Origin of the sequence: Dryocola baronae, assembly GCF_051297175.1 — a bacterium.
Classification (GTDB): domain Bacteria; phylum Pseudomonadota; class Gammaproteobacteria; order Enterobacterales; family Enterobacteriaceae; genus Dryocola.
Window position 1 is genome coordinate 1363945 of the sequence record NZ_JBINNY010000001.1, and the last position, 26208, is coordinate 1390152.

At 55.1% G+C, this 26208-nt stretch carries 21 protein-coding genes; 12 read left to right on the forward strand and 9 right to left on the reverse strand.

Going from position 1 to position 26208, the window contains the following annotated elements; all coding sequences use genetic code 11:
* The first annotated feature begins 217 nt into the window (after positions 1 to 217).
* On the forward strand, positions 218 to 2353 hold the full coding sequence (locus ACSPHG_RS06275; RefSeq protein WP_435955955.1) for an EAL domain-containing protein: 2136 nt from the start codon (positions 218 to 220) through the stop codon (positions 2351 to 2353).
* Positions 2354 to 2389: 36 nt separating this feature from the next.
* Positions 2390 to 4018 carry a diguanylate cyclase gene (locus tag ACSPHG_RS06280; RefSeq protein ID WP_435952638.1) on the forward strand — a complete coding sequence of 543 codons (1629 nt, stop codon included), beginning with the start codon at positions 2390 to 2392 and terminating at the stop codon, positions 4016 to 4018.
* Between the two features lie 56 nt (positions 4019 to 4074).
* Here the strand turns inward: ACSPHG_RS06280 and ACSPHG_RS06285 are convergent, their stop codons facing one another.
* Positions 4075 to 5262, reverse strand: a complete 1188-nt coding sequence (locus tag ACSPHG_RS06285) for a NupC/NupG family nucleoside CNT transporter (RefSeq protein ID WP_435952639.1) — start codon at positions 5260 to 5262, stop codon at positions 4075 to 4077.
* 355 nt (positions 5263 to 5617) lie between these two features.
* Here ACSPHG_RS06285 and ACSPHG_RS06290 point away from each other — a divergent pair, with 355 nt between their 5' ends.
* Positions 5618 to 6856, forward strand: a complete 1239-nt coding sequence (locus ACSPHG_RS06290; RefSeq protein ID WP_435952640.1) for an Nramp family divalent metal transporter — start codon at positions 5618 to 5620, stop codon at positions 6854 to 6856.
* Between the two features lie 110 nt (positions 6857 to 6966).
* Here ACSPHG_RS06290 and ACSPHG_RS06295 read toward each other — a convergent pair whose 3' ends face one another.
* Positions 6967 to 7311 carry a DUF2502 domain-containing protein gene (locus tag ACSPHG_RS06295; RefSeq protein ID WP_435952641.1) on the reverse strand — a complete coding sequence of 115 codons (345 nt, stop codon included), beginning with the start codon at positions 7309 to 7311 and terminating at the stop codon, positions 6967 to 6969.
* Positions 7312 to 7461: 150 nt separating this feature from the next.
* Positions 7462 to 8451, reverse strand: coding sequence for an L-glyceraldehyde 3-phosphate reductase (gene mgrA, locus ACSPHG_RS06300; RefSeq protein WP_435952642.1), 990 nt, complete (start codon positions 8449 to 8451; stop codon positions 7462 to 7464).
* 180 nt (positions 8452 to 8631) lie between these two features.
* Between mgrA and ACSPHG_RS06305 the strand changes: the two genes are divergently transcribed.
* Positions 8632 to 10290: an alpha-keto acid decarboxylase family protein gene (locus tag ACSPHG_RS06305; protein WP_435952643.1), complete on the forward strand. Its 1659-nt coding sequence runs from the start codon at positions 8632 to 8634 to the stop codon at positions 10288 to 10290.
* On the opposite strand, the gene ACSPHG_RS06310 is transcribed toward ACSPHG_RS06305, so the two are convergent.
* On the reverse strand, positions 10287 to 11522 hold the full coding sequence (locus ACSPHG_RS06310; protein ID WP_435952644.1) for an ion channel protein: 1236 nt from the start codon (positions 11520 to 11522) through the stop codon (positions 10287 to 10289). The two genes, ACSPHG_RS06305 and ACSPHG_RS06310, sit on opposite strands and share 4 nt — an antisense overlap.
* Before the next feature lie 222 nt (positions 11523 to 11744).
* Between ACSPHG_RS06310 and glk the strand changes: the two genes are divergently transcribed.
* A complete protein-coding gene (gene glk / locus ACSPHG_RS06315) occupies positions 11745 to 12710 on the forward strand; it encodes a glucokinase (RefSeq protein WP_435952645.1) in 966 nt (321 codons plus the stop codon).
* Between the two features lie 36 nt (positions 12711 to 12746).
* Here the strand turns inward: glk and ACSPHG_RS06320 are convergent, their stop codons facing one another.
* From ACSPHG_RS06320 to ACSPHG_RS06330, 3 genes are all read right to left on the reverse strand, one after another.
* The gene (locus ACSPHG_RS06320; RefSeq protein WP_435952646.1) at positions 12747 to 13478 is read right to left on the reverse strand and encodes a LytR/AlgR family response regulator transcription factor; all 732 of its coding nucleotides are present in this window, start codon (positions 13476 to 13478) and stop codon (positions 12747 to 12749) included.
* Positions 13475 to 15184 carry a LytS/YhcK type 5TM receptor domain-containing protein gene (locus ACSPHG_RS06325; protein ID WP_435952647.1) on the reverse strand — a complete coding sequence of 570 codons (1710 nt, stop codon included), beginning with the start codon at positions 15182 to 15184 and terminating at the stop codon, positions 13475 to 13477. The genes ACSPHG_RS06320 and ACSPHG_RS06325 overlap by 4 nt, the downstream gene beginning before the upstream one ends.
* A gap of 158 nt (positions 15185 to 15342) precedes the next feature.
* Positions 15343 to 16584: a DUF1479 domain-containing protein gene (locus ACSPHG_RS06330; protein ID WP_435952648.1), complete on the reverse strand. Its 1242-nt coding sequence runs from the start codon at positions 16582 to 16584 to the stop codon at positions 15343 to 15345.
* A gap of 243 nt (positions 16585 to 16827) precedes the next feature.
* Between ACSPHG_RS06330 and alaC the strand changes: the two genes are divergently transcribed.
* The gene (gene alaC / locus ACSPHG_RS06335; RefSeq protein ID WP_435952649.1) at positions 16828 to 18027 is read left to right on the forward strand and encodes an alanine transaminase; all 1200 of its coding nucleotides are present in this window, start codon (positions 16828 to 16830) and stop codon (positions 18025 to 18027) included.
* A gap of 118 nt (positions 18028 to 18145) precedes the next feature.
* On the opposite strand, the gene ypdK is transcribed toward alaC, so the two are convergent.
* A complete protein-coding gene (gene ypdK, locus ACSPHG_RS06340; RefSeq protein ID WP_435952650.1) occupies positions 18146 to 18340 on the reverse strand; it encodes a membrane protein YpdK in 195 nt (64 codons plus the stop codon).
* Between the two features lie 257 nt (positions 18341 to 18597).
* Positions 18598 to 18798, reverse strand: coding sequence for a hypothetical protein (locus ACSPHG_RS06345; protein ID WP_435952651.1), 201 nt, complete (start codon positions 18796 to 18798; stop codon positions 18598 to 18600).
* A 271-nt stretch (positions 18799 to 19069) separates the two neighbouring features.
* Here ACSPHG_RS06345 and ACSPHG_RS06350 point away from each other — a divergent pair, with 271 nt between their 5' ends.
* From ACSPHG_RS06350 to tssL, 6 genes are all read left to right on the forward strand, one after another.
* Complete coding sequence (locus ACSPHG_RS06350; protein WP_435952652.1) at positions 19070 to 20569, forward strand: MDR family MFS transporter; 1500 nt, start codon at positions 19070 to 19072, stop codon at positions 20567 to 20569.
* 41 nt (positions 20570 to 20610) lie between these two features.
* A complete protein-coding gene (locus ACSPHG_RS06355) occupies positions 20611 to 21378 on the forward strand; it encodes a LamB/YcsF family protein (RefSeq protein WP_435952653.1) in 768 nt (255 codons plus the stop codon).
* 747 nt (positions 21379 to 22125) lie between these two features.
* Complete coding sequence (gene tssB / locus ACSPHG_RS06360) at positions 22126 to 22620, forward strand: type VI secretion system contractile sheath small subunit (protein WP_435952654.1); 495 nt, start codon at positions 22126 to 22128, stop codon at positions 22618 to 22620.
* 42 nt (positions 22621 to 22662) lie between these two features.
* Positions 22663 to 24207: a type VI secretion system contractile sheath large subunit gene (tssC, locus tag ACSPHG_RS06365; protein WP_435952655.1), complete on the forward strand. Its 1545-nt coding sequence runs from the start codon at positions 22663 to 22665 to the stop codon at positions 24205 to 24207.
* 13 nt (positions 24208 to 24220) lie between these two features.
* Positions 24221 to 25558: a type VI secretion system baseplate subunit TssK gene (gene tssK / locus ACSPHG_RS06370; protein ID WP_435952656.1), complete on the forward strand. Its 1338-nt coding sequence runs from the start codon at positions 24221 to 24223 to the stop codon at positions 25556 to 25558.
* Complete coding sequence (gene tssL, locus ACSPHG_RS06375) at positions 25555 to 26208, forward strand: type VI secretion system protein TssL, short form (protein WP_435952657.1); 654 nt, start codon at positions 25555 to 25557, stop codon at positions 26206 to 26208. Before tssK ends, tssL begins: the two co-directional genes overlap by 4 nt.

The following is a 26208-nucleotide window of genomic DNA, read 5'->3' on the forward strand; positions in this document are numbered from 1 at the left end:
ATTTATATCAACATATTTTTATTTGTATAAACTTATTAAAATTGTCCTGGTTAATTCTTATAAAAAATAAGCGAGCTTGATTTAAAGGATAGATATACGTATTCTTGTTGGCCAAATAATGCACTAATTTAAACACGATAAATTAACACCTATGCTAATGAGTTTTCACAAAATGATCAGGAAATCTATTATTGCATCGGTGCTATGTTTATTGTTTATGCCGCTTGCACGCTATATTTCCCCAACCACCATAGTGGACGGCAGTAAAGTTTACCTCGCTTATCTTCCGCTTAGTCTGCTGATTTCATTGGTATTAATATTTGGTCGCGCGGCGGTTTTACCGATAATGATTGGTACTTTTATTACCTTTTCGTTCGCGCTGAAGTTACCGGCTATTCCATTGGCCATCTTTATCTCCTGCCTGATTTTTCCCGTATTATTAGCATCTATACTCACGAGATATAATCTTGGCCCGCGCTGGCGTTCCGGCATCCCAAATAAAGGAATGGGCGTAAGAATCTTGTGGTTCGGATTTTTCACGCCACTTGGGGTTAAGCTGCTGATGTATATCGCGGGGAGATATATTAGTTATCCGCCAGAAATGGCGCCGTATTTTGGCGATAGCTCATTATTATACCTGGTGATAGACGTGCAGAATCTGATTGCCGCGTCGCTCATTTTCACCATGCTGTTCTACTATCCGCTGCGCATGATCCTCAACCCGCATTTCGCGCGGGCGTTCTGGCGTCGCTGCGTTCTTGATTACCTTTCCACCTCACGGCGCTTTTATACGCTGGCGTGGGGCTGCACGTGGGCAGGCTTGCTGATTCTGCTGTGCTCGTCCTATAAAGCGACGCTGATTGCCGGTTATCTGGTCCCGGTCATCTTCGTGCTGTTCACCTTTGGAATTCGCCACATTGGCCCGCGGCTAATCGCCCTGCTGTGGGGCGCGTCGGCGTGGCTGCTGCTGACCTACAACCACGGTTTTTTACAGGGCGTAAATACCAAGTTTGCCCTGTCGTTTATTCTTTCGGTGTTTATTTCGTTCACCGTCTGCCTGCTTTACATGACGATGATTTTCCATAAAAACGAATGGATGAAGCGCGTCTATCGTTTGCAGGCGATGACCGATCCCCTGACGCGGCTGCCGAACCTGCGCGCCCTGGAACAGCACACTAAGCGTTTTCCTGCGGGTTCACTCTGCTGCCTGAGGATGTCCAATCTTGAGTTTCTAAGCCGCCACTACGGCATGATGATGCGCATTCACTGCAAGCGCGAAATCACGCAGCTGTTAAAGCCGTGGCTTGGGGAAGGGGAGCAGGTGTTCCAACTGCCGGGCTGCGAGCTGCTGCTGTTTCTGCGCGGCAGCGAAACCGGGGCGCGGCTGAATCACCTCGTCGACTTGCTCAACAGCAAAAAAATTCGCTGGCATAACAGCCTGCTCGAAATCGAATTCGGCGCGTCATACAGCGTAACGGACGGCGACGTCAGCGAACTGCATCGCACGCTTGGGCAGCTAAGCTACCTTGCGGAGCAGGCGTCCTCTGCCCAACACGTATTGAGCCTTAATACCCGGATTGAAGCGGTATCCGACCAGACCACCGAACGCGTGCTGCTACTGCAAAAGGTGAAGCTCGCCCTGAATGATGACGCGGCGCTGCAGCTCTACGCCCAGCCCATCGTCAACAAGCATGGCGAAGGGTATAGCGAGATCCTATCGCGCCTGTTCTTCAACGGGGAAATGCTCACGCCGGACAAATTCATCCCCATCATCGCGGAGTTTAACCTGAGCGTTCGCTTCGACATGTTGGTCATGGCAAAGCTGGTGGCTTTCCTCCATGAACAGCGGGTCGTGGAGGATAAACCGCTGTTTTCCATCAACCTGATGCCGTTAACGCTGATGCAAAAAGACCTGGCGCAGGAAATCGTGACGCTGTTTGCCGACAATCGGGTTCCGCCGGGCGCGGTAATCATCGAAGTCACCGAGGAGCAGGCGTTCTCAAATTCTGAAACATCCATCCAGAACATCATGTTACTGCGCGAAAACGGTTTCAAAATCGCCATTGATGACTTTGGCACAGGCTATGCTAACTATGAGCGCCTGAAACGCCTGCAGGCCGATATCATCAAAATTGACGGCTGTTTCATTAAGGGCATTACCTCTGGTTCCTTAGATGCTTTAATTGTTAAATCGATTTGCGATCTGGCCAACGCCCGGCAGCTTGCGGTGGTGGCGGAGTTTGTCGAAACCGAAGAACAGCGAAACCTACTCTTTGATTTGGGCGTACAGTATTTGCAAGGGTATTTGCTGGGTAAACCTGAACCGCTGTACGGGTCGCAATCGGGCCTGTAGCCGCAAGCAGGCGCTAAACATAAAAGGATAGGTCGCATGTCGTTAGCGAATCACTTTCGTTTACCTATGGAAAAAACGCTTCGTGTTATCCATTTATGTTTCATCTTCGTTTTTCTGCTCACGACCTTTCTATTCTGGCAGCAGGGTGAGCTGTTCAACCACGGCTATCGCACCAGCCAGCTAAGCCATCTCGAAAGCGTTATTGCGCGTCTTGAAAGCCGTGCCAAATACAAAATCGACAACCTGCGTTATCTGCAGCGTATCTTTGTTGAGGCGATGGACGACCCGCTGTTTCCCGGCGGCGTAAAAAACCCTGCGCAGATTTTTGGCGAGCATGGCAATACGTCCCTGTGGATTAACGAGCTGCCTTTGCCGGACAGCATCGTGCTCAACAATGCCAGCAGGCATGATGACGAAGCGCAGATAAAACAGGAGCTGCACGCGCTGGGCAAAATTCAGGAGCTTTTCCCGCTAGCCAGCGAGTCCAGCGACATGCCCGCCAGCATCTATTACATCTCGCGCGAGGGGGAGTTCATCGCCTCACTCTCTCCGGACATCAACTCGCTGCTGGTTCGCAGCTACAATCCGCGCCGCAAAGAGGGGAGTTTTATCCTTGCCTCCCCGCTGCTTAACCCCAAGCGCCACGCCTTCTGGGCGCGTCAAAACATTGACCAGACCCACGACACGCTGATTAACGGCGCGGTGCCGGTTGATTTTCGCGGTGAATGGATTGGCCTGCTGGGCATGGCCATCACCGATGAAAGCGTGAAAACGCTGCTCGGCGCGTCGCTGCCTGACAACACGCAAAGCGCCTATCAGCTTTATGACGATCGGCTAAATCCCTTAACGTCTGCGGCCGGCGCGCTGAATAACGTTACGCTTTCGGCAGCGCAGCTGAAGCTCATCGCCGACAAACTGGAGACAGGCACTCGCGGAACGCTGCGTTTTGGGCAGACCTACGTCACCTTTGGTTCGATCAAAGGCACGCAAAGCGTGCTGATCAGCATGCAGACGCTGCGCCAGGGCCTGCACGAAGACTTTGGCCGCTTCAGCGCGCTGCTGGTGGTGATGTGGATAATCTTTGTGCTGCTGCTGTGGGCCTCGCACCGCGTAATCTGCCGCCTGGTGCGCAATATGGGGTCATTGCAGCGCGAAATGCACTGGCACGCCTGGCATGACGATCTGACCGGGGCTTTGAACCGGCGGGGATTTTTTGAAAAAACGGCGCAGCTTAACCCGCGCCACAAGGACTTCACGCTGGTGCAGATAGATCTCGACTATTTCAAGCGGGTGAACGACCGCTTCGGCCATCAGGCCGGGGATAGCGTGCTGGCCCACGCCACGCAGCGCATACAGCAGGCGATTCGCAGCAAAGACGTGCTAGGCCGCCTTGGCGGTGAAGAGTTCTGCGTTTATCTGCCGGACACGCACCTGGACGCGGGCGTTGCCGTGGCGACGCGCATCAAAAAGCATCTTGAGTACTCGCCGCTGATGCTCAACAACGGCACAAGTCTGGCTATTACCGCCTCGCTCGGCGTTGCTGCACACAGCGAGCATCCGCAATATTCGCTTGAGCAGGTGCAGTCGCTGGCGGATTTCAGGCTTTACCGGGCAAAGCAGCGCGGGCGGAATCAGGTTTGTGCGGACGGGGAAGAAGAAGAGTAGGGATAAAAAAACCGGGGCAAAAGCCCCGGTTCTCGTTTGCAGCAGATGCGGTCAGATTACAGGAACAGCGCTGCAATCGACGCGGACAGGATGCTCACAAGCGTTGAGCCGTAAACCAGCTTCAGGCCGAAGCGAGAAACCACGTTACCCTGCTCTTCGTTCAGGCCTTTAATCGCACCGGCGATAATCCCGATAGAAGAGAAGTTAGCGAAGGAGACCAGGAACACGGACAGGATGCCTTCTGCGCGTGGGGACATGACGCCCGCCAGCTTTTGCAGGTCCATCATTGCCACGAATTCGTTCGACACCAGCTTGGTCGCCATGATGCTGCCAACCTGCAGCGCTTCACTCGCCGGTACGCCCATCACCCAGGCGATCGGGTAGAAGATGTAGCCCAGGATGCCCTGGAAGGTGATGCCGAATACGGCCCCGAACAGCGCGTTCAGTGCGGCAATCAGCGCGATGAAGCCAATCAGCATTGCGGCAACGATAATCGCCACCTTGAAGCCTGCCAGAATGTACTCGCCGAGCATTTCAAAGAAGCTTTGACCTTCGTGCAAATTGGACATTTGCAGGTTTTCTTCGCTCTCATCCACGCGGTACGGGTTAATCAGCGACAGCACGATAAAGGTGCTGAACATGTTCAGAACCAGCGCGGCGACAACATACTTCGGATCGAGCATCGTCATGTACGCGCCCACGATCGACATCGACACGGTAGACATCGCGGTAGCCGACATGGTGTACATGCGGTTGCGTGACATCTTGCCCAGAATATCCTTATAGGCGATAAAGTTTTCTGACTGTCCCAGAATCAGCGAGCTTACGGCGTTAAAGGATTCGAGTTTACCCATACCGTTGACCTTCGACAGCACGGTACCGATGGCGCGGATAACAATCGGCAGGATGCGGATATGCTGCAAAATACCGATCAGAGCAGAGATAAAGACGATTGGGCAGAGAACTTTCAGGAAGAAGAAGGCGAGTCCTTCGTCATTCATCTTGCCGAATACAAAGTTTGTCCCTTCATTAGCGAATGCCAGCAGTTTTTCGAACATTTCAGAGAAGCCGCGCACGAAGCCAAGGCCAATCTCAGAGTTCAGGAAGAACCAGGCAAGCAAAACTTCAATCACTAATAATTGAATCACAAAGCGAATACGAATTTGCTTGCGGTTAGGACTAACCAGCAAAGCAAGCAGCGCAACCACTGCAAGCGCTAAAACAAAGTGCAGAACGCGGGACATATTTGCTCCAAATATGAGGCAGGTTTAATTTCGTTGCACATTCTATGAAACAAGCAATAAGAAAACGAGAGCAATCGCACACTATAGTAATGACATGTGACGGATAGCAAAATTAGTGATCCACCATACATTTCTGCTATGTTAAGTAAAGAAGCTAAAAGTTGCGTCAGTGCACACAATTCATAACATATCCGGTTTTTATTACGCGTGTTTTTAACGTGCCGGTAAGAACCCGCCTCCCTGCCATCGTTTTTGACTATCAGAGAAATCCAGACAAGCTTTTTAAATGATCTTGATAATCATTCTCATTTTGATAGCATGAAACATAGCAAAGGCTATATCTCAGAGGTAAACGATGACCAACAGTCGTGTTGACAATAGCAGTGGCAGAACTGCTCGCAAGCTGCGACTGGCGCTGATGGGCCCGGCGTTTATCGCCGCCATCGGCTACATCGATCCGGGTAACTTCGCCACCAACATTCAGGCCGGGGCCAGCTTCGGCTACAAGCTGCTGTGGGTGGTGGTGTGGGCAAACCTGATGGCGATGATGATTCAGGTGCTTTCCGCCAAGCTTGGCATCGCGACGGGCAAAAACCTCGCCGAGCAGATTCGCGACCACTATCCGCGCCCGGTCGTCTGGCTCTACTGGATACAGGCCGAAATCATCGCCATGGCGACCGACCTTGCCGAGTTCATCGGTGCGGCCATCGGCTTTAAGCTGATTCTGGGCGTCTCCCTGCTGCAGGGGGCGGTGCTCACCGGGATTGCTACCTTCCTGATTCTGATGCTGCAGCGGCGCGGGCAAAAGCCGCTGGAAAAAGTCATCGGCGGGCTTTTGCTGTTCGTCGCGGCGGCCTACATCGTGGAGCTTATCTTCTCGCAGCCGAATTTTGTCGCGCTGGGTAAAGGGATGCTGATCCCAAGCCTGCCGACCAGCGAGGCCGTGTTCCTGGCGGCTGGCGTGCTTGGCGCAACGATTATGCCGCACGTTATCTACCTGCATTCGTCTTTGACTCAGCACATGCACGACGGCAACCGCGCCGAGCGTTATTCCGCAACGAAATGGGACGTGGCGATTGCGATGACCATCGCGGGATTTGTAAACCTGGCGATGATGGCAACGGCGGCGGCCGCGTTCCACTTCTCAGGGCATACCGGCATTGCGGATCTGGATCAGGCTTACCTGACCCTTGAGCCGCTGCTGAGCCACGCCGCCGCAACCATCTTCGGCCTGAGCCTGGTCGCCGCAGGGCTGTCATCAACCGTTGTCGGGACGCTTGCCGGGCAGGTGGTGATGCAGGGCTTCGTGCGTTTTTATATACCGCTGTGGGTTCGCCGCGCGATTACCATGGCACCGTCGTTTATTGTCATTCTGATGGGGCTAGACCCGACGCGCATTCTGGTAATGAGCCAGGTGCTGCTCAGCTTCGGTATCGCGCTGGCGCTGGTGCCGCTGCTGATCTTTACCAGCGATAAAAAGCTGATGGGTGAGCTGGTGAACACCAGGCTGGTAAAACAGCTCGGCTGGGCGATTGTGGCGGTGGTTGTTGCGTTGAACCTGTGGCTGATAATCGGCACCGCGCTGGGGCTGTAGGTTTGATGACGCTGAAGGTCGGATATGTAGGTTGGATGATTTTGTAGGCGGGAAAATGCAGCGCCATCCGACATTGTTACCAACGAATGGCGCTGCGGCTTAGCTAATATTTAATGATGATGCCCGCCGTGCCCATGACCATGGCCACGACCGCGTCCGCGGTGGTCGTCCCGGTCATTCCAGCCTGCACGGTAGCCTTTCTCATAGCTGCTGCGGCCGCGGTCCCAGCCACGATCCCAACCGCGATGGCGATGCCAGCCGCGATCGCGCCATTCATAGTTACGATGCCAGTAGTCACGGTCGCGCCAGTCGCGCCCGTCCCAATAGTTACCGCGATAGTCCTGATCGCCAATGTTTAACTTCACCGACGGCAGCAGGGTGATTTCGCCCGCATTCGCGACCAGCGGCGGCACCGATGCCAGTAACGCAACCGCAAGAATCAGTGACCTGAACATACTCTCTCCTTAACACGCGTAGCCGCACGGCGGCCTGTTAACGCAATATTAAGGTCTGGTAACTAAGTGTTTCATCGGCTAACTCTTAATTCAGCGCTGATAGCACTTTTTGCAAATCTGGCTGGTTTTGTCGCCAGCCAGGGTAAGCGTTTACACCAGAATAGCTTCGATTTCAGCCTGTTCTGCTTCGCTGAAATGGCGATTTGCCAGCATGCCGACCGCGTCATCTATCTGGCTGATTTTGCTGGCGCCGATAAGCACCGATGTCACTTTATCGCCGCGAAGAACCCAGGCCAACGCCATCTGCGACAGCTTCTGACCGCGGCGTTCGGCAATAGCATTAAGCTTGCGAACCTTCGCTAATTTCTCTTCGGTCAGCTGGTCGGGGTTGAGGAACCGGCTGCCGCTTGCGGCACGGGAATCCGCAGGAATGCCGTTAAGATAGCGGTCCGTAAGCTGCCCGCCCGCCAGCGGCGAGAAGGCAATGCTGCCAACGCCTTTTTGCTTCAGCACGTCCAGCAGGCCGTCCTCGACCCACCGTTCGAACATCGAATATTTCGGCTGGTGGATCAGGCACGGCGTGCCGAGATCGTTCAGAATATCAATCGCCTGGCGCGCAAGCTCTGCAGGATAGTTTGAGAGCCCAACGTACAGCGCTTTGCCCTGGCGAACCACGTGGTCCAGCGCGCGCATGGTTTCTTCAAGCGGCGTTTCCGGATCCGGACGGTGATGGTAGAAGATGTCAACGTACTCAAGCCCCATACGTTTCAGGCTTTGATCGAGGCTTGAGATGAGATATTTCCGCGACCCCCAGTCGCCGTAAGGCCCGTCCCACATGGTATAGCCAGCCTTGGAGGAGATAATCAGCTCATCGCGGTATGGCAAAAAATCTTCACGCAGAATGCGACCAAAATTCTCTTCCGCAGAACCCGGAGGCGGCCCGTAGTTGTTAGCGAGGTCAAAATGGGTAATGCCCACGTCGAATGCCCGGCGCAGCAGCTGGCGGCTGTTATCTAAAAGGGTGGTATCGCCAAAGTTATGCCACAGCCCGAGCGAAATAGCGGGGAGCTTCAGCCCGCTGCGCCCGCAGCGGCGGTATTCCATTGATTCATAGCGTGAAGGTTGTGCCTGATAAACCATGTTGGTGCCCTTGTCAGTGAATACTCAATTTAGTGTATACGTTTACACGAGAAGGATGGCCATCAGACTACACCCCGTTTGGCTGTAAATTCCTCTTTCCACGCCATTTTGTCTATATATCCTCGACAGCGATCACAGATATCCAATACTCACAGCAAACCCTCCGGGAAGGAAAATGCTATGCGTTACTGTGTCGCGGACTATCTTCTGGACCGCCTGAACGAATGTGGAGTGGCACACCTGTTTGGCGTGCCGGGAGATTACAACCTCCAGTTTCTGGACCATGTTATTGAACACCCGACTCTTGCATGGGTAGGGTGCGCAAACGAACTCAACGCCGCCTACGCCGCGGATGGTTACGCGCGCTGCAAAGGGGCTGCGGCCTTGCTGACTACTTTTGGTGTCGGGGAGCTTAGCGCCGTTAACGGCGTTGCGGGAAGCTACGCGGAATATCTGCCCGTTATTCATATCGTCGGCTCCCCAAGCCTTGCCGCCCAGCAGCGTGGGGAGTTGCTTCACCACACGTTGGGCGACGGTGACTTCCAGCACTTTTCGCGAATGGCTAAAGAGGTGACGGTGGCCCAGGCCGCTCTTACCCCCGAAAACGCCTGCTACGAAATTGACCGCGTGCTGCGTGAATCCTTAGCCCGGCATCGCCCCGGCTACCTTCTGTTACCAAGCGACGTCGCGGAGGCCCCCGCCACGAAGCCCGCGCATCCTTTAGAGATCCGTACGCCTCATGGCGAGTCTGCCGTAGTGGAATCCTTCCGCAAGGCCGCCCAGGCGAAGCTTGCCGAAAGCCGCAGCGTTGCGCTGCTGGCCGATTTCCTGGCGCTGCGCTACGGCCAGCAAAAGGCGCTCCAGCAGTGGATTGACGACACGCCGTTGCCTCATGCCACGCTGCTGATGGGCAAAGGGCTGTTCGACGAGGGCCAGCAGGGTTTTATCGGCACCTACAGCGGCGCGGCGAGCGAAGAGGGCATAAAATCGACCCTTGAAGGCGCGGAGCTGGTGGTCTGCGTTGGCGTGAGGTTTACCGATACTATCACCGCGGGCTTCACGCAAAAGCTCAGCGCGCAGCAGACGATTGACGTGCAGCCAAACGCGACGCGCATCGGCGAGCGTTGGTTTAGCGGGCTGCCGATGGCGCAGGCCGTTGAGATGCTGCATCAGCTTTGCAAACGCCAGGCGTCCCACTGGCCGACCACCCGGCAAAAACCACCCGCGCTGCCGGACTGCGAAAGCGGAACGCTCGATCAGCACGCGCTCTGGCTGGCGGTACAAAACTTCCTCCAGCCCGGTGATATCGTTTTAGCCGACCAGGGAACCGCGGCTTTCGGGGCGGCAACCCTCACGCTGCCTGCGGGAACCACTTTTATCGCTCAGCCGCTGTGGGGATCGATTGGCTATACGCTGCCCGCCGCGTTTGGCGCGCAAACGGCCTGCCCAAACCGTCGCGTGGTGCTGCTGATCGGCGACGGTTCCGCGCAGCTGACCGTTCAGGAGCTGGGAAGCATGCAGCGCGACGGACAGAAGCCGATTATCTTCCTGCTCAATAACGATGGTTACACGGTGGAAAGGGCGATTCACGGCGCGGAACAGCGCTATAACGACATCGCGCCGTGGGACTGGACGCAGCTGCCGCAGGCGCTGCATCTGAATTGCCAGGCGCAGTGCTGGCGGGTAACGGAAAGGGTGCAGCTGGAAGCGGTGATGAAGAAGGCGGCAAACGCGGAACGGCTGACGCTGATAGAAGTCGTCCTGCCGAAGCAGGACATCCCCGAACTGCTCCAGGCGGTGACGTCCTCACTCGCCCGGCGCAATTCGGGTGAAGGCTAGCGGCGGGTTTTATCCACCATCATAACCGGCTTGCCTGCTAGCAGCAGCCAGGCCGGTAGCATCACAATACACAGCAGCGGCAGCAGCTTGAGGTCCGGCACCACCGCCATAGCCATAAACAGGCTCAGCCAGCCGTCGCGCGTCACCACCAGCACCAGACCGAGGATCGCGCAGGAAAGCGTGATGGCCGCCGGAACGGCCTCAACGTGCTGGTGAAGCATCATGCCCAGCGCAACGCCCACGAACACCACCGGGAAGATGCGCCCGCCGCGAAAGCCGCTTGCGGAAGCAACAACCAGCGCCGCGAGTTTCACCACCGCAAACATCAGCAGCGCGGCAACCGTGTACTGCTGCGACAGCGCCAGCTGGCGCATCTCATCCAGGCCTTTAAACAGCGTCACTTCCCCGCCCAGAACGCCAAGAACACCCAGCAGGAACCCGCCCGCACCGAGAATCAAAACCGGGTGCTTTAGCCTGTGCATCAGGCGGTGGGCATGAGGTAAACACCACACCGCCACCATGCCGAGCGCGATGGCGATAGCCGTAACGACCGCCCCGCTAAAAATGTCTATAAAGCGCAGTTCCGGGTAAGCCGTGACGGGCAGCGAGAAATCCGGATGGAAGAACAGGTCTGTGGTCATCGCGCCCGCGGCGGCCGCCATCAGCGGGGCAAACAGCCTGTCCCACACCGGCACGTCGTTATTGCCGCTCATGGTCTGCGAGAAAATCAGCGCTGCGGCAACGGGCGTGCCAAACAGCGCGCCGATGGTGCCTGCGGCGGCAAGAATCGTCCAGTCCAGCGCCCCCACGCGCGGGAAGAGCCGCGCGCCTATGGCAACCGCGAGCGCTATATTCACCGCCATAATTGGGTGCTCGGGGCCGAGGCTGACGCCGCCCGCAAGGCCGATAACCAGTGCCAGAATCAGGCCCGGCAGCGCCATAACGGGGACGGGCGCGCCAACCAGCGGCTCCGTCGCCGGGTCGGGCCCGCCGTGGCCGGGAATATAGCGAATCACCAGGCCTACGGCGATGCCGGTAAGCGTCAGCATCAGCAGTATCCAGACGGGGGAATCCATGTCCATGCCAAATCGCCCGGGCAGGTTCACCCATAGCCATGTTTGCAGCACGGCTGCGACTTTCATTACCACAATGAGTATCAGGCTAGAGAAGACGCCGATGATAAGCGCTGGCAGCGAAAGCACCAGCATATTTCTGGCTCGCGGATGGAGCATGGGAGTTCCTTATTCTGAAATGTAGTGCGCACGTCTTGCCACTTCCTCTAGTCTGCCAGAGAATCCGCTAACCCTTGCTGCAAAAGAGGCTGAAACGGTCAAGCCAATCTGTGACGAAGGTCTATAATTCCCGGGCATTTATGAGAGGGGCATTGTTGTTTTGGCTGGCTAATTTTACAGTGTGGCCAGAACTTATTCTGACTTTAGCGGAGCAGTTGAAGAATGACAAAATATGCTTTGGTGGGAGATGTTGGCGGCACCAACGCGCGTCTGGCACTGTGTAACGTTGAAAATGGTGAAATCACCCAGGCAAAAACCTATTCAGGTCTTGATTTCCCTAGCCTGGAAGCGGTTGTGGTGCATTATCTCAAGGAGCATGACGCGACCGTAACGGACGGCTGTATTGCCATTGCCTGTCCGATTACCGGCGACTGGGTGGCGATGACCAACCACACCTGGGAATTTTCCATCGCCGAGATGAAAAAGAACCTCGGCTTCGAGCATCTGGAAATTATTAACGACTTTACCGCCGTGTCTATGGCAATCCCGATGATCAAAGACGAGCACCTGATCAAATTCGGCGGCGGCGAGCCGGTGGAAGGCAAACCGGTGGCGGTATACGGCGCGGGCACCGGCCTTGGCGTTGCGCATCTGGTGCACGTCGATAAGCGCTGGGTTAGCCTCCCGGGCGAAGGCGGCCACGTCGATTTCGCGCCAAACAGCGAAGAAGAGGGCATTATCCTTGAAGAGCTGCGCGCTGAAATTGGCCACGTGTCTGCGGAGCGCGTGCTGTCGGGCCCGGGCCTGGTTAATCTCTACCGCGCAATAGTGAAATCCGACGGGCGCGAGCCGGAACGCTATAAGCCAAAAGACATCACCGAACGCGCGCTGGAAGATAGCTGCACCGACTGCCGCCGCGCGCTTTCGCTATTCTGCGTGATCCTGGGCCGCTTTGGCGGCAACCTGGCGCTGACGCTCGGCACGTTTGGCGGCGTATACATTGCCGGTGGCATCGTGCCGCGCTTCCTGGAGTTCTTCAAATCCTCCGGCTTCCGCGGCGGTTTCGAGGACAAAGGGCGCTTCAAAGAGTACGTGAAAGATATCCCGGTCTACCTGATCGTTCACGATCAGCCGGGCCTGCTGGGCGCGGGCGCGCATCTGCGTCAGACGCTGGGGCAAATTCTGTAAGCCATTCGGGCGCAGTTTCCTGCGCCCATTTCCTTCCTACAGGCGCATCAGCTGGCGAAACTCTTTCACCTTGCTCCGGCTGACCGGCACCTGAAAATCCAAATCCCGCAGGCGTAAAATATAGGTGTTGTTAAACCAGGGTTCGATCTCGCGGATCTTGCTCAGGTTCACGCAGTACGAGCGGTGGCAGCGGAAGAAATGGCTTTCCGGCAGGCGGCTGCAAAACTCGGTAATGTTCATCGGCATCACGTAGGCTTCGCGACGCGTGTAGACAAAGGTCATTTTCTCGTGCGCCTCTGCGTAATAGATATCGTTGATATCCGTCACGATGATGCGTTCGTCTTTCACGAGGTTAATGGTGACGTTCTCGCGGCCGGTTTGGCTCGCCGCGTGGGGCGCGGTCTGCTGCTGGTACGCCGCCTCCAGCTTTTGCAGCATGCCGATAATGCGCGATTCCTGGTAGGGCTTCAAAATGTAGTCGAACGCTTCCAGCTCAAACGCCTCCACCGCGTGCTCTTTCCATGCGGTGATAAATACGATAAACGGCTTATGGGCGAATTTACTGATGTTCTGCGCCAGCAGCACGCCGTCGAGCGACGGAATGTTGATATCGAGAAAAATCGCGTCCACCTCGTGATGCTGCAGGTACTTCAGCACGTCCATGCCGTCGTCGAAGGTCGCCACAATCTCCATCTGGGAATGCTCTTTAATCAGCCAGTTCAGCTCCTGCTGGGCCAGCACCTCGTCTTCTACAATAATCACCTTCATGCTTTTTCTCCTTCAGGCGGCAACAGTCCATGCGGCACGGCCTTCACGGCGTGGGGCACGTAGAACGCAATCTCGGTTCCCGGCTCCAGGCGACGAATGTGCAGGCCTTCGCCGTACAGCAGCTTCACGCGATGGTGCACGTTAAGCAGGCCGATTTTGTTGCCCGGCATTTCGTTGGATTCGACGCGTTCAATAACCTGCGGGTCGATGCCGTTGCCGGTATCCCGCACCGCGATGCGCACGCGATTCCCGCTCTCCTCAACGCTGATGGTGACCACGCCCTTGCCTTTGCACGGCTGGATGCCGTGCACAATAGCGTTTTCCACCAGCGGCTGGATAAGCAGGCTCGGAATAGTGCAGTTCACGTCTTCATCAATGTTGTAAATCACCGTGAGCTTGTCGCCGAAGCGCGCCTGCTCGATGGCGATGTAATCCTTGATCTGATACAGCTCTTTTTTGATGTCGATCTGCTCGTCGTCGTTCAGCTCGATGTTGTAGCGCAGGTAGCGCGACAGATTAAAGATGAGCTGTCGGGCGGTGTCCGGATTCATACGAATCGACGACGAAATGGCGTTCAGCGCGTTAAACAGGAAGTGGGGGTTAATCTTGCTTTGCAGCGCGCGAAGCTCGGCTTTATTCGCCATCTCGCGCAGCTGCTCGGCGCGTGAAACTTCGAGCTGGGTCGAAATAATTTGTGAAAGCCCAACCGCCATTTCCTGAAGCGTGGAGGTAATCTGGTGCGCGTGGCGGTAGTAGATTTTCAGCGTGCCGGTCACCACGCCTTTCTCCCACAGCGGGATGATCATGATGGAGTGGATTTCCGGGGTGCGCCAGGCCTCGTCATCATTACGAATGATGATTTTCCCCTCTTTAAGCGCCTGCCGGGTGCGCGGGGCGAAGGCCTGATCGTTTTCGTGATAGTTGTTTTCCCCAAGCCCCACATAGGCCAGCACCTTTTCGGTGTCGGTCATCGCCACCGCGTCGGCGTTGATATCATCGCGAATAATCTTGCAGACCTGGCGCAGCGACTCGCTGTTGACGTTGCGAAACAGCGGCAGGGTTTTATTGGCGATATCCAGTGCAAGCTTGGCCTGACGCGCCGCGCTGGCCTCTTTTTCGCCTTCAACGCTTTGTACCAGCAGGACGATAAAGCCGATGGAGACCGTGCCAAGAATCATCGGGATGCCGATTTTGGACACGATATCCCAGCCCAGCGCGATGGACGGCGCCCACAGCACGACCAGAATCATGGTCATCGTTTCGCACAGCATGCCCGCGATAATACCCGCCTTCCAGTGCTGTGCTTTGGGGACTTTGCGGTTGATGCCGCCGGAGATAAACCCGGCGATGATACTGGTTATCAGACAGGGAACGGCGGTAATACCGCCGATATCAATCAGGTAGCGGTGCGTTCCGGCAATCACGCCGGTGATAATGCCCACCCACGGGCCGAACAATATGCCGCCGGCCATCACGGCGATTATGCGCACGTTGACCAGCGAGCCTTCCACATGCACGCCCGACCAGGTGCTGAACAGCGCAAGCATCGAAAAAATGGCGGTAACGGCGAGAAGCTCTTTCGGCGTGTGGGCGTTTTTATGCAGCAGTTCACGGAAGAGGCGGATGCGGATCAGAAAGAACAGACAAATAAGCATCAACGCCGCCCGGTCAAACACCGCCAGCAGCATATTCAGGATTTCGTGCACGGGTTACTCGCATGCCTTAGAAGGGAAGGGCAATGATAAGGAAATTCTGGTGGGGATTCCAACTCGATCTGTTCCCTCTCCTGGGGGAGAGGGGTAGGGTGAGGGCGTACGGGCTTGAACTTTTGTACGGACTTCAAGCCCATTGAAAGCATCGAAAGCTACTTCCCGCCTAGCTGCTCGCGTCCGGCCTCGGTTAAATCCGCAGGCGTCGCGCGCCCGACAAAATCGACCTCAAAATCGTCTGCGGCAAAGTCCGGCGGCGACCGGCCTTCCACGAATGCAGGCCACTGGCGTTCAAGATACGCCGCGTTCTTTTCGCACCACGGTGCGGCGGCGATGTACATCACGTTGCTGTCGAACTCGCCCAGGTGCTCGTTTTCGACGGAGTGAATCACATCGCAATGCCAGAACACCGTATCGCCCGCTTCCATATCGGGAATTGAGGATATCCCGGTTAATAAAAGGGGATGCCACTGCTCGTTAATAGACAACGCGCGCCCCGGCCAAGCTTCGCACAGCGATTCTTCCGGCACGTCGTCCTGCAGCGCGCGCAGCAGAATATAGGCCATGGCGTTGGCGACGGGCAGCAGGTTCAGCGTGCCGCCGTGCTTGCGCTGCGGGCTAAGCGCCGTCCATCCTTGGAAGGTGCGGAACATCGAGCACACCGCCGGGGAAGGAAATTCGCGAACTTCCGTACGGCCTTCGGCGGCAAATGGGTTATAGCTCTGCCAGTCGCCTGAGAAAACGTGGCGGTAAACATGGCGGAAGTTTTCATCCAGCCAGCGCTCTACCGAGCCGCCGTCCACGTGCGGAGAAAGGCCCAAAGAGGTGGAGCGAGGCGGGCGGCGGCGGGTACGGTCGGCGTAGCTCACCACGCGATCGGCATCAAAATGCTGCTTCCCGTTGCTTTGCGTTTCCCACAGATTATTGAGGAAAACCTGCACAGCTTTCATACGTTCGTGCTGGCGTGCTTCCACCTGCGGTTTAGACCAGTAAATGCCGTAAATCTGCGGCTTGCTGGCGGCAAGCGTACCGAAGTAGTTATCTTCCGCGGCGTTTTTTAGCTTCTCAACGAAATCGTTTTTTTCGAGGTATTGACCGATTTCCTCATTCCACGCCTGCGCCTGTTGCTGCGGGAAAACGCCCTTAACGGTGCAGCAGCCGCGTTGGCGAATCAGCGCCTTTTGCTGTTCGCTCACGCGGTGGTTAACGATGTCATCGGCGTGGATCTGCGGCACCGGATTCTCGCCGCGCGCCATCTCGGACTGAATCGCCTCGATTTGGCGCTTCATGTCGTTTTCCAGCGCGTCGAAAACGTCTTTGTAGTTGGGCAGATCCTGGCGCAGCCGCTGTTTCATCTCGCGAATAGCCTGGGGTAAATCATCAATGTGCAGGTTCATGTCAGGGCTCCACGTCGTAGGGTAAAAGGTTATTGGTTTGTTGCGACATAGTTAATGTATCCCTGTTCAATCGAATAAAACAGGGACAACTTTCAAATGAAAGTTCACGTTTTAGGGCGAATAAAAAATATTTCGCTTGCCCCCTCGACAGACGAATTTTAATCAGGCTATTTTCAAAGCAGGCCACAACAGCGTGGCAGCGTCGCTCGGACGGTCCGGGCGCTTACGTAATCTGAGGAATCTATGGCTGACTCCAGTCCTAAACGCCGTTTTTCGCGTATCGATCGTCTTCCCCCGTACGTGTTTAATATCACCGCCGAACTGAAAATGGCGGCGCGCCGCCGTGGCGAAGATATTATCGATTTCAGCATGGGCAACCCTGACGGCCCAACGCCTCCGCACATCGTGGAAAAACTTTGCACGGTAGCGCAGCGTGACGATACGCACGGCTACTCTACATCTCGCGGCATTCCGCGCTTGCGGCGCGCAATTTCGCGCTGGTACAAAGACCGCTACGAGGTTGATATCGACCCGGAAAGCGAAGCGATTGTTACCATCGGCTCCAAAGAGGGGCTGGCGCACCTGATGCTGGCCACGCTCGATCACGGCGATACCGTGCTGGTGCCAAACCCGAGCTATCCGATTCACATTTACGGCGCGGTCATCGCTGGCGCACAGGTGCGCTCCGTGCCGCTGGTGGAGGGCGTGGACTTCTTCAACGAGCTGGAACGCGCCATCCGTGAAAGCTATCCAAAACCGAAAATGATGATCCTCGGCTTCCCGTCAAACCCGACGGCGCAGTGCGTGGAGCTTGAATTCTTTGAGAAGGTTGTCGCCCTTGCGAAGCGTTACGACATTCTGGTGATCCACGATCTGGCGTATGCCGACATCGTTTACGACGGCTGGAAAGCCCCGTCGATCATGCAGGTGCCGGGCGCGCGCGACGTGGCGGTAGAGTTCTTCACCCTGTCGAAAAGCTACAATATGGCGGGCTGGCGAATCGGCTTTATGGTAGGAAACCAGGAGCTGGTGAGCGCGCTGGCGCGTATCAAAAGCTATCACGACTACGGCACCTTTACCCCGTTGCAGGTGGCGGCAATTGCGGCGCTGGAAGGCGATCAGCAGTGCGTGCGTGATATTGCCGAGCAGTATAAACGCCGTCGCGACGTGCTGGTTAAAGGCCTGCACGAAGCGGGCTGGATGGTGGAATGCCCGAAAGCTTCGATGTACGTCTGGGCGAAAATCCCGGAAAAGTATGCGGCGATGGGCTCGCTGGAGTTTGCTAAAAAGCTGCTGCAGGATGCGAAAGTCTGCGTTTCGCCGGGCGTGGGGTTCGGCGACTACGGCGATACCCACGTGCGCTTTGCGCTTATCGAAAACCGCGACCGTATTCGTCAGGCGGTGCGAGGCATTAAAGCGATGTTCCGTGCTGACGGGCTTTAATCACCTGGTCACGTAGGTCGGATAAGCGAAGCGCCATCCGACAATCACTGAACGCCGCAAACGAAAACAGGAGCCCTTTGGCTCCTGTTTCTTATCCGTTACCGGGCAGCGTTATCGATTACACCAGCGCCATAAATGTGCCGACCCAGACGACTAAAATGACTGATATGCCCATCAGAAAATATTTCACTTCACTTGCTCCACGCGTTTCATCGCGCTCAACATGCCAGATAACCAAGTATAGAAAAGCGAAGCCGTCATTCGGGCATTTTGGGATTAGCTTTATGCCAAAAAAGGCCGCTTCACGTTGCATTCATTGGTCGAATACTCGACCAGACGGCGCTAATGTACTCCCAAATCCTCAGCGAAAACAAGTGTCGCCAAATTGTGACGGTGGTCAATATTTGCTCATGCTGTGGTGGTGATTAACCTTTTGTAATAACTGTGGAAATTTAAGGTATGGGCTTTTGGGGAGGCTAATTCTGTATCATTTCGCGGGATAATTCATTTTTGGATTAACGCACAAAGGGTGAGGAATAAAAACAGGCCCGAGCGGGCCTGTCGATGAGCTTAAGGATTAGCTGCTTTGTTGGCATTTTCCATTGCCTGCTTCATCGCGGCGTTATTGATGGCGTTCTGACGATTTTGCTCGGCCAGATAGCAGGTATCTTTGCTAATACCCTGTGCCTGGCAGTCTGCCTGACGCTGGGCTGCGGTGCTACACCCTGCAAGCGTTACGGCCATCATCATCATAAAGATAAATTTTTTCATTGCTGTTAACCCAAATTAAAAGAAATCGCTTTCGCGGAAGGCCCTCTCAGGCACGGCTATAATCCCTTAATTGTGATGCAGGCAAACCAGGAAAAAACCTAATCATAAACCATGGTTATGATTTGAATTTAAATAATGACGCAAATCAATTTTTGACTGGGATTTCAGAGTTTTGTCACTGCTTTTTTGTGACCTGTACGCCAGAATCCATTGGTCGCAAAAAAAAGATACCTAACAAAATAATTTCATCACTAGCTAAATCCCGGGCCCTATGACGACCGATCAGACTTCACAAACCGCAGCCCCCTCGCAGACAACCTCGGTTCGTCTGCTGTTTTCCGCGCTCATGCTGGTCATGCTGCTGGCCGCACTGGATCAGACCATCGTTTCCACGGCGCTGCCGACCATCGTCGGCGAGCTTGGCGGGCTGGAAAAACTTTCATGGGTAGTGACATCCTACCTGCTGGCCTCGACGATTGTCGTACCGCTGTACGGGAAATTCGGCGATCTGCTTGGGCGAAAGATTGTTCTGCAAACGGCAATCGTGCTTTTTTTGCTTGGCTCGGCGCTGTGCGGCGTCGCGCAAAATATGACCCAGCTGATAGTGATGCGAGCCTTGCAGGGGCTTGGCGGCGGCGGTCTAATGGTGGTGACAATGGCCGCCGTCGGCGACGTGATTCCCCCGGCGGAACGCGGTAAATACCAGGGCTTGTTCGGCGGCGTATTTGGACTGGCTACGGTTATTGGCCCGCTGATCGGCGGCTTTCTGGTCGAGCATTTTTCCTGGCGCTGGATTTTTTACATCAACCTGCCGCTGGGGATTTTTGCCCTGCTGGTCATTGGCGCGGTGCTGAAAGCCCAGACCGCACGTATCCGGCACGAAATCGACTTTTTAGGGGCGGGCTATCTCGCCGTTTCACTGACCTGCCTCATCCTGTTTACCAGCGAAGGCGGAACGGTGATGGCCTGGTCAGACCCGCAGCTGTGGTGCATTTTTGCCTTCTTTGCGGTGACTTTAGGTGGGTTCATTTATGAAGAACGGCTTGCCGTCGAACCTATCATTCCGCTGTATCTGTTCCGCGACCGCACCTTCTTACTAAGCTGCCTGATTGGTTTTATCATCGGTATGTCCCTGTTCGGCTCGATGACTTTTCTGCCGCTTTATCTACAGGTAGTGAAATCTTCTACCCCGTCGCAGGCTGGGATGCAGCTTCTGCCGTTAATGGGCGGCCTGATGTTCACCTCGATTGTCAGCGGCCGCATCATCAGCAAAATCGGGCGCTACCGTATTTTTCCTATCGTCGGTACGTTTGTGACCTTTATAGCGATGGTGCTGCTCGGCACGTTAAAAATCACCACGCCGCTTCATCTTCTTTATCTTTACATCGCGCTGCTGGGGTTTGGTCTCGGGATGGTGATGCAGGTGCTTATTCTTGCCGTGCAAAACAGCGTCGAGCCGAAACTTATCGGCGTCGCCACCTCAAGCACGACGCTGTTCCGTTCTATTGGCGGTTCGATTGGCGTGGCGGCGTTTGGGGCAATCTTTACCCACGCGCTGCAGTCTAACCTGCAGGCGCTGATTCCCGAAGGCGTGGCGCTGCCTCATCAGCTTGGTGCAAAGGCGGTGCATGAGCTTCCCGCCGCGCTGCGTGAGGATTACCTTCAGGCATTTGGTACCGCCCTCCATTCCGTGTACATCATTTCGGCCTGCGTAATGGTGATGGCGTTTTTGCTGTCGCTGCTGATGAAGGATGTGCCGCTGCGCCGATAAAGGTAATGTATTGAATACGGAAGAAGGGGCGTGGGTAAACCATGATGAAGACGATTGATTTAAACAGCGATTTGGGTGAAAGCTTTGGCTCCTGGACTATGGGGAACGACGCCGCAATGCTGGCGATTGTTACCAGCGCCAACGTCGCATGCGGCTTTCACGCGGGTTCTCCTGCGGGCATTCTGGAAACGCTACGGGCGGCGCAAAGCCACGGTGTAAAGGTTGGAGCGCACGTTGCCTACCCGGATTTGGTCGGCTTTGGCCGTCGAAATATGGATATCGCCAGCGACGAGCTGAAAGCTGACGTCATTTATCAGCTTGGCGCTTTGCAAGGCTTAGCGAAGGCCGCTGGTGTCTCGGTGCGCTACGTAAAGCCTCACGGCGCGCTCTACAACACAATCGCCCACGACGAGCGTCAAGCTTTAGCGGTTATCGACGCTATTCTTGCCGTCGATAGCCAGCTGCCTCTGGTGGGGCTATCCGGATCGCCCATCCTGAAGCTCGCTGAGTCACGAGGTTTGAAAACCCTCTCCGAGGTCTTTGCTGATCGCGCATATCATGCGGACGGCACGCTGGTCGCTCGTAAGGATTCTGGTTCCGTTCTCCACGATGCGGATCTTGTCGCAAAACGAATGCTCCAACTGGTGAGAGTAGGTGGGGTGACCTCAATCGAAGGCATTTTTACGCCGCTCAAGGCTGACTCTATCTGTGTTCACGGCGACAACCCAGGTGCGGTAGAGATAGCTCGGCGGGTCAGGGCATTGTTCGAGAAAGAGGGGATTACAGTGCAGAGCTTTATGGATTATTAAAAGATCCCTTAGAACGTCTTTGGCCTTATTTCGATAAAAATTACCGAAAAAGAACTTTTACTGAAGCGCTGAGAGCGAAAGCTCTCGGTTCTGTAAAGTATTTTCTTAAAGCAGGGCGCTTTCTGCGAGAAAATTCTTAATAAGAAATTTCCATTTAAGAAGTGTCAAGAAATTGTTCTTTGCATCGTTTAGCTAATAATCTTCTTCAATCCTCCGCCTCAGATAGAGATAACGCATCCATTCCCCCAGTTGAATGCTGTAAAAGTTAATCTGGGCAGTCTGTTTAAATGTTTAGGAATATTCCATTGATGAATGAATGGCTCATTAATTATTTACATGACAACTGTATCCTTCATGATAGGAAACAAGGTCATGCATCAACGGAAAATGAGACGGGCATGATTAGTGCATTAGTCTTATTAAACTTAAACAATCCTTTATTCATGCGGACTGCCAAAATTTTATTGATTTATGACAAATTAATGACGGTTGTGGCGCAATAACTCGAGAAGGGATTGTTAAGCAGAACATATAACTGGCTCTTAAGTGATTGCGTAGTCGATTGGATGGGGTGCAACTACATATATAGAGGTAGTACTCATCTTGGTGTGGAGGATAATTCTTAGGAATTTTCCAATTGTGGTTTTTCGGGCTGCTTAGTTGATCTGCTGTAGTTGTTTGCTCTATCATCGTTTTGTAAAGAAGCTTTAATTACACTTATGATTGTTCATACACAAAGGGAATGATATGGCAGAGTCAACCTTCCAAAACGAAGTGCCAAAAGCACGTGTCAATATACGCCTGGACCTGCATACCGGATCGGCGAAAAAGAAAGTAGAGTTGCCGTTAAAACTGTTAGCGATGGGGGATTTCAGTAATGGAAAGGAAACTCTGCCGCTTTCGGAAAGAAGCAAAGTAAATATTAACAAAAATAACTTTAATAGCGTTCTGGCAGAGCTGAACCCTGAAGTTAAATTCTCGGTACCCAATACGCTTGCGGGCGATGGCTCAGAAGAAAATGTCAGCCTGAGTTTTTCGGAAATGAAAGATTTCGAGCCAGAACAGGTTGCCCGTCAAATCCCGCAGCTTCGCGCCATGCTGGCCATGCGCAATTTACTCCGCGACTTAAAATCTAATCTTCTTGATAACGTCACTTTCCGGAAAGAGCTTGAAAAGATTCTTATCGATCCGGCTCTGACCCAAGAATTACGTGACGAATTGAGCGCCCTCGCACCTGAATAAATACAGGCTGCATCTATTAATGGACTAACAGAGAGAATGCTGATGTCTGTAAATGCTGAAACAAGCCCAGTGCAGGGTAATGCAACCGTACTGGAAAATGCACCACGTGATGGTGTCTATGCTTCGCTGTTCGAAAAAATCAACCTGACGCCGGTTGCCAGACTTGGCGACCTGAATGACTTCCAGGACGGTTCCGCCCTCGCCGACGTGACCGCTGACCAGCGCGTTACCGCCGCCGTGCAGGTGTTCCTTGAGCGTCTGAAGCAGTCCGGCCAGGCCGTTGAGAAACTCGACAAAACCCTGCTCGACCACCATATCGCCGAGCTGGATTACCAGATAAGCCGCCAGCTGGACGCGGTCATGCATCATGATGCTTTCCAGCAGGTGGAATCCGCCTGGCGCGGCCTGAAGTCGCTGGTGGACCGCACTGATTTCCGCCAGAACGTCAAAATCGAAGTGCTGGACGTCTCCAAAGACGACCTGCGTCAGGACTTCGAAGACAGCCCGGAAATCATCCAGACCGGCCTGTATCACCACACCTACATTCAGGAATACGACACCCCGGGCGGCGAGCCAATCGGTGCCGTCATCTCCAACTATGAGTTTGACGCCTCCGCCCAGGACGTGGCGCTGCTGCGCAACATCTCCAAAGTTTCTGCCTCCGCGCACATGCCGTTTATTGGCGCCGTGGGCGCTAAATTCTTCCTGAAAGACTCCATGGAAGAAGTGGCGGCAATCAAAGACATCGGCAACTACTTTGACCGTGCCGAATACATCAAGTGGAAATCCTTCCGCGATACCGATGATTCCCGCTACATCGGCCTGACCATGCCGCGCGTGCTCGGCCGCCTGCCGTATGGCCCGGACACCGTGCCGGTGCGCAGCTTCAACTATGTTGAAGAAGTCAAAGGCCCGGACCACGAGAAATACCTGTGGACCAACGCGTCGTTTGCCTTCGCCGCCAACATGGTGAAAAGCTTCATCAAGAACGGCTGGTGCGTGCAGATCCGCGGCCCGCAGGCCGGCGGTGCCGTCACCGATCTGCCGATCCACCTGTACGATCTCGGCACCGGCAACCAGGTGAAGATCCCGAGTGAGGTGATGATCCCGGAAACCCGCGAGTTCGAGTTCGCTAACCTCGGCTTCATCCCGCTGTCGTACTACAAAAACCGCGACTACTCGTGCTTCTTCTCCGCGAACTCCGCGCAGAAGCCTGCGCTGTACGACACCGCCGATGCGACCGCCAACAGCCGCATCAACGCGCGTCTGCCGTACATCTTCCTGCTGTCGCGCATTGCCCACTACCTGAAGCTTATCCAGCGTGAAAACATCGGCACCACCAAGGACCGCCGTCTGCTGGAGCTGGAACTGAACACCTGGGTGCGCACGCTGGTCACCGAAATGACCGACCCGGGCGACGAGCTGCAGGCCTCTCATCCGCTGCGCGATGCGAAGGTGACCGTGGAAGACATCGAAGACAACCCGGGCTTCTTCCGCGTGAAGCTGTACGCCGTGCCGCACTTCCAGGTAGAAGGCATGGACGTGAATCTGTCGCTGGTTTCGCAGATGCCAAAAGCTAAAGCATAAGGCGGTTGCAGGGATGAAAATTTACCGTCCGTTATGGACAGACGGGGCCTTTTTGGCCCCCCAACAGTTTCAACAGCAGGCACGCTGGGATGCTTATATGGCAGATAGCGTGGCCCATATGGCGCTGGCGAATCCCTGGGGCGTCATTGAGGTTGCTTTCGACGGAGGATCGCTCGCGCTCTCCCGTCTGAACGCTCTTCGTCTTATCGTTCGCTTCCCGGACGGAACGCAGATTGATACAGAACTGGCGGATAATCTTCCGCCAGCCTGTGATTTATCGACCGTTAGCGATCGAGAAAGTGTGGATATCGTCCTTGCTCTGCCGCTGCTTTCTGCCAACGGCGGCAATCTTGATGATGGCCAGGATAGCGAACGTCCTCGCCGCTGGCAGCAACAATGGCATACGGTGCAGGAGCTAGCCGGTCATGAACGTACCGAGCTTGCGGTGCTGCACCATGCCATCACGTTACGTTTCGCGCACCAGGAAAACGCTGCGTATCTAACCTGTCCGGTAGTACGTCTGATACGCAGCGCTCAGGGGCAATGGACGCAGGACCCGAGCTTTATCCCGCCGATGCTCTCCCTAGCTGCGAGTCCGACCGTGCTTAGCGAACTTGGCGATCTTCTGCATCGCCTGCAGGCCCGGCGTCGCCGCCTGATGGATATGCGCCGTGAGAGCAATGAACGCATGGCGGATTTTGCCGTTGCCGACGTGTCGCTCTTCTGGCTACTTAACGCCCTGAACAGCGTTGAGCCGGTGCTTACAGAGCTGCTCCAGTCGCCGTCGCGGCACCCGGAGCTGTTCTACCGCGAGCTGGTGCGCCTGGCCGGCAGCCTGCTCACGTTCTCCCTTGAACACAAAGCCGAAGATATCCCGCTCTACAGGCACAATGCGCCAGAGCAGGTTTTCCCGCCGCTGTTTGCGCTGCTTGATAAATTGCTGGAGGCAAGCCTGCCGTCGCGCATGGTGGCGATCGATCTCAAGCAGGATGGGCAGTTCTGGACGGGTTCCCTGCACGATGCGCGTCTGCGTGAAGGTGCGGATTTCTATCTCTCCGTGCGTTCGTCAATGCCAAATTATCTGCTGCAGACTCAGTTCCCGCTGCTGTGCAAGGCTGGGAGCTTTGAGGCGGTGTCCGATGTCGTTAACGTCGCCCTTAGCGGCGTCTTGATGAAGCCGTTGTCACACGTTCCTGCGGCAATCCCTCTGCGTCTTGAGAATCAGTATTTTGCGCTCGATCTCAATAGCCCGGATGCGCGGGCGATGCTGGAGGCGGGTAACTGCGCCTTCTACACGCCGGGTACGCTGGGCGAGGTGAAACTCGAACTGTTTGCGGTGCTGCGCTCATGAACAAGATAACTCCATCATTTACGGACGAAGTCTTTTATCCCTGCTGGCTGATGGTTAGCCAGCTGCGTAACGGTCAGGAAATAACCGACGGAGAAGCGCTCTACCGCCAGGCCTGTGGCTGGATGGACAGCGCGCGTGAGGCGCTATCGCGTGCTGGATTCAGCGAGACGAGCACCGATCATATGCTCTATACCCTGTGCGCGTTACTTGATGAAAGCGTAATGAACCGTCAGAAGCAGGACAGCGGCTATGCCAAATGGCTTAGAGACCCGCTTCAGGCGCGTTATTTCAATACCCTGAACGCCGGTGAGGAACTCTGGGAACGCATTCGAACCGTGTTGCAGGAGCCCGCTCCGGATACCTCTGTGTTGACCTGTTTCTACCGTGCGCTGACGCTGGGCTTCGTGGGTCGCTATCGCGAGCAGGGCGATGAACGCCGCGAAGATGTGGTCCGTAAGCTGAGCCAGCTGGTTCCACCCTTTGCACAAGCTCAGGATACGCCGGTGGTTTCGCGCTCATCGCGTTTGAGAAGCGGTCGTAAGACATACTGGTTCACGTGGGTGCTGGGAGCGGCGATTTTGGTCGCGCTGTGGTTTTTTCTCTCTATCACCCTCACGAACATGGTGTCACACCTGACAGGGACGTACTGA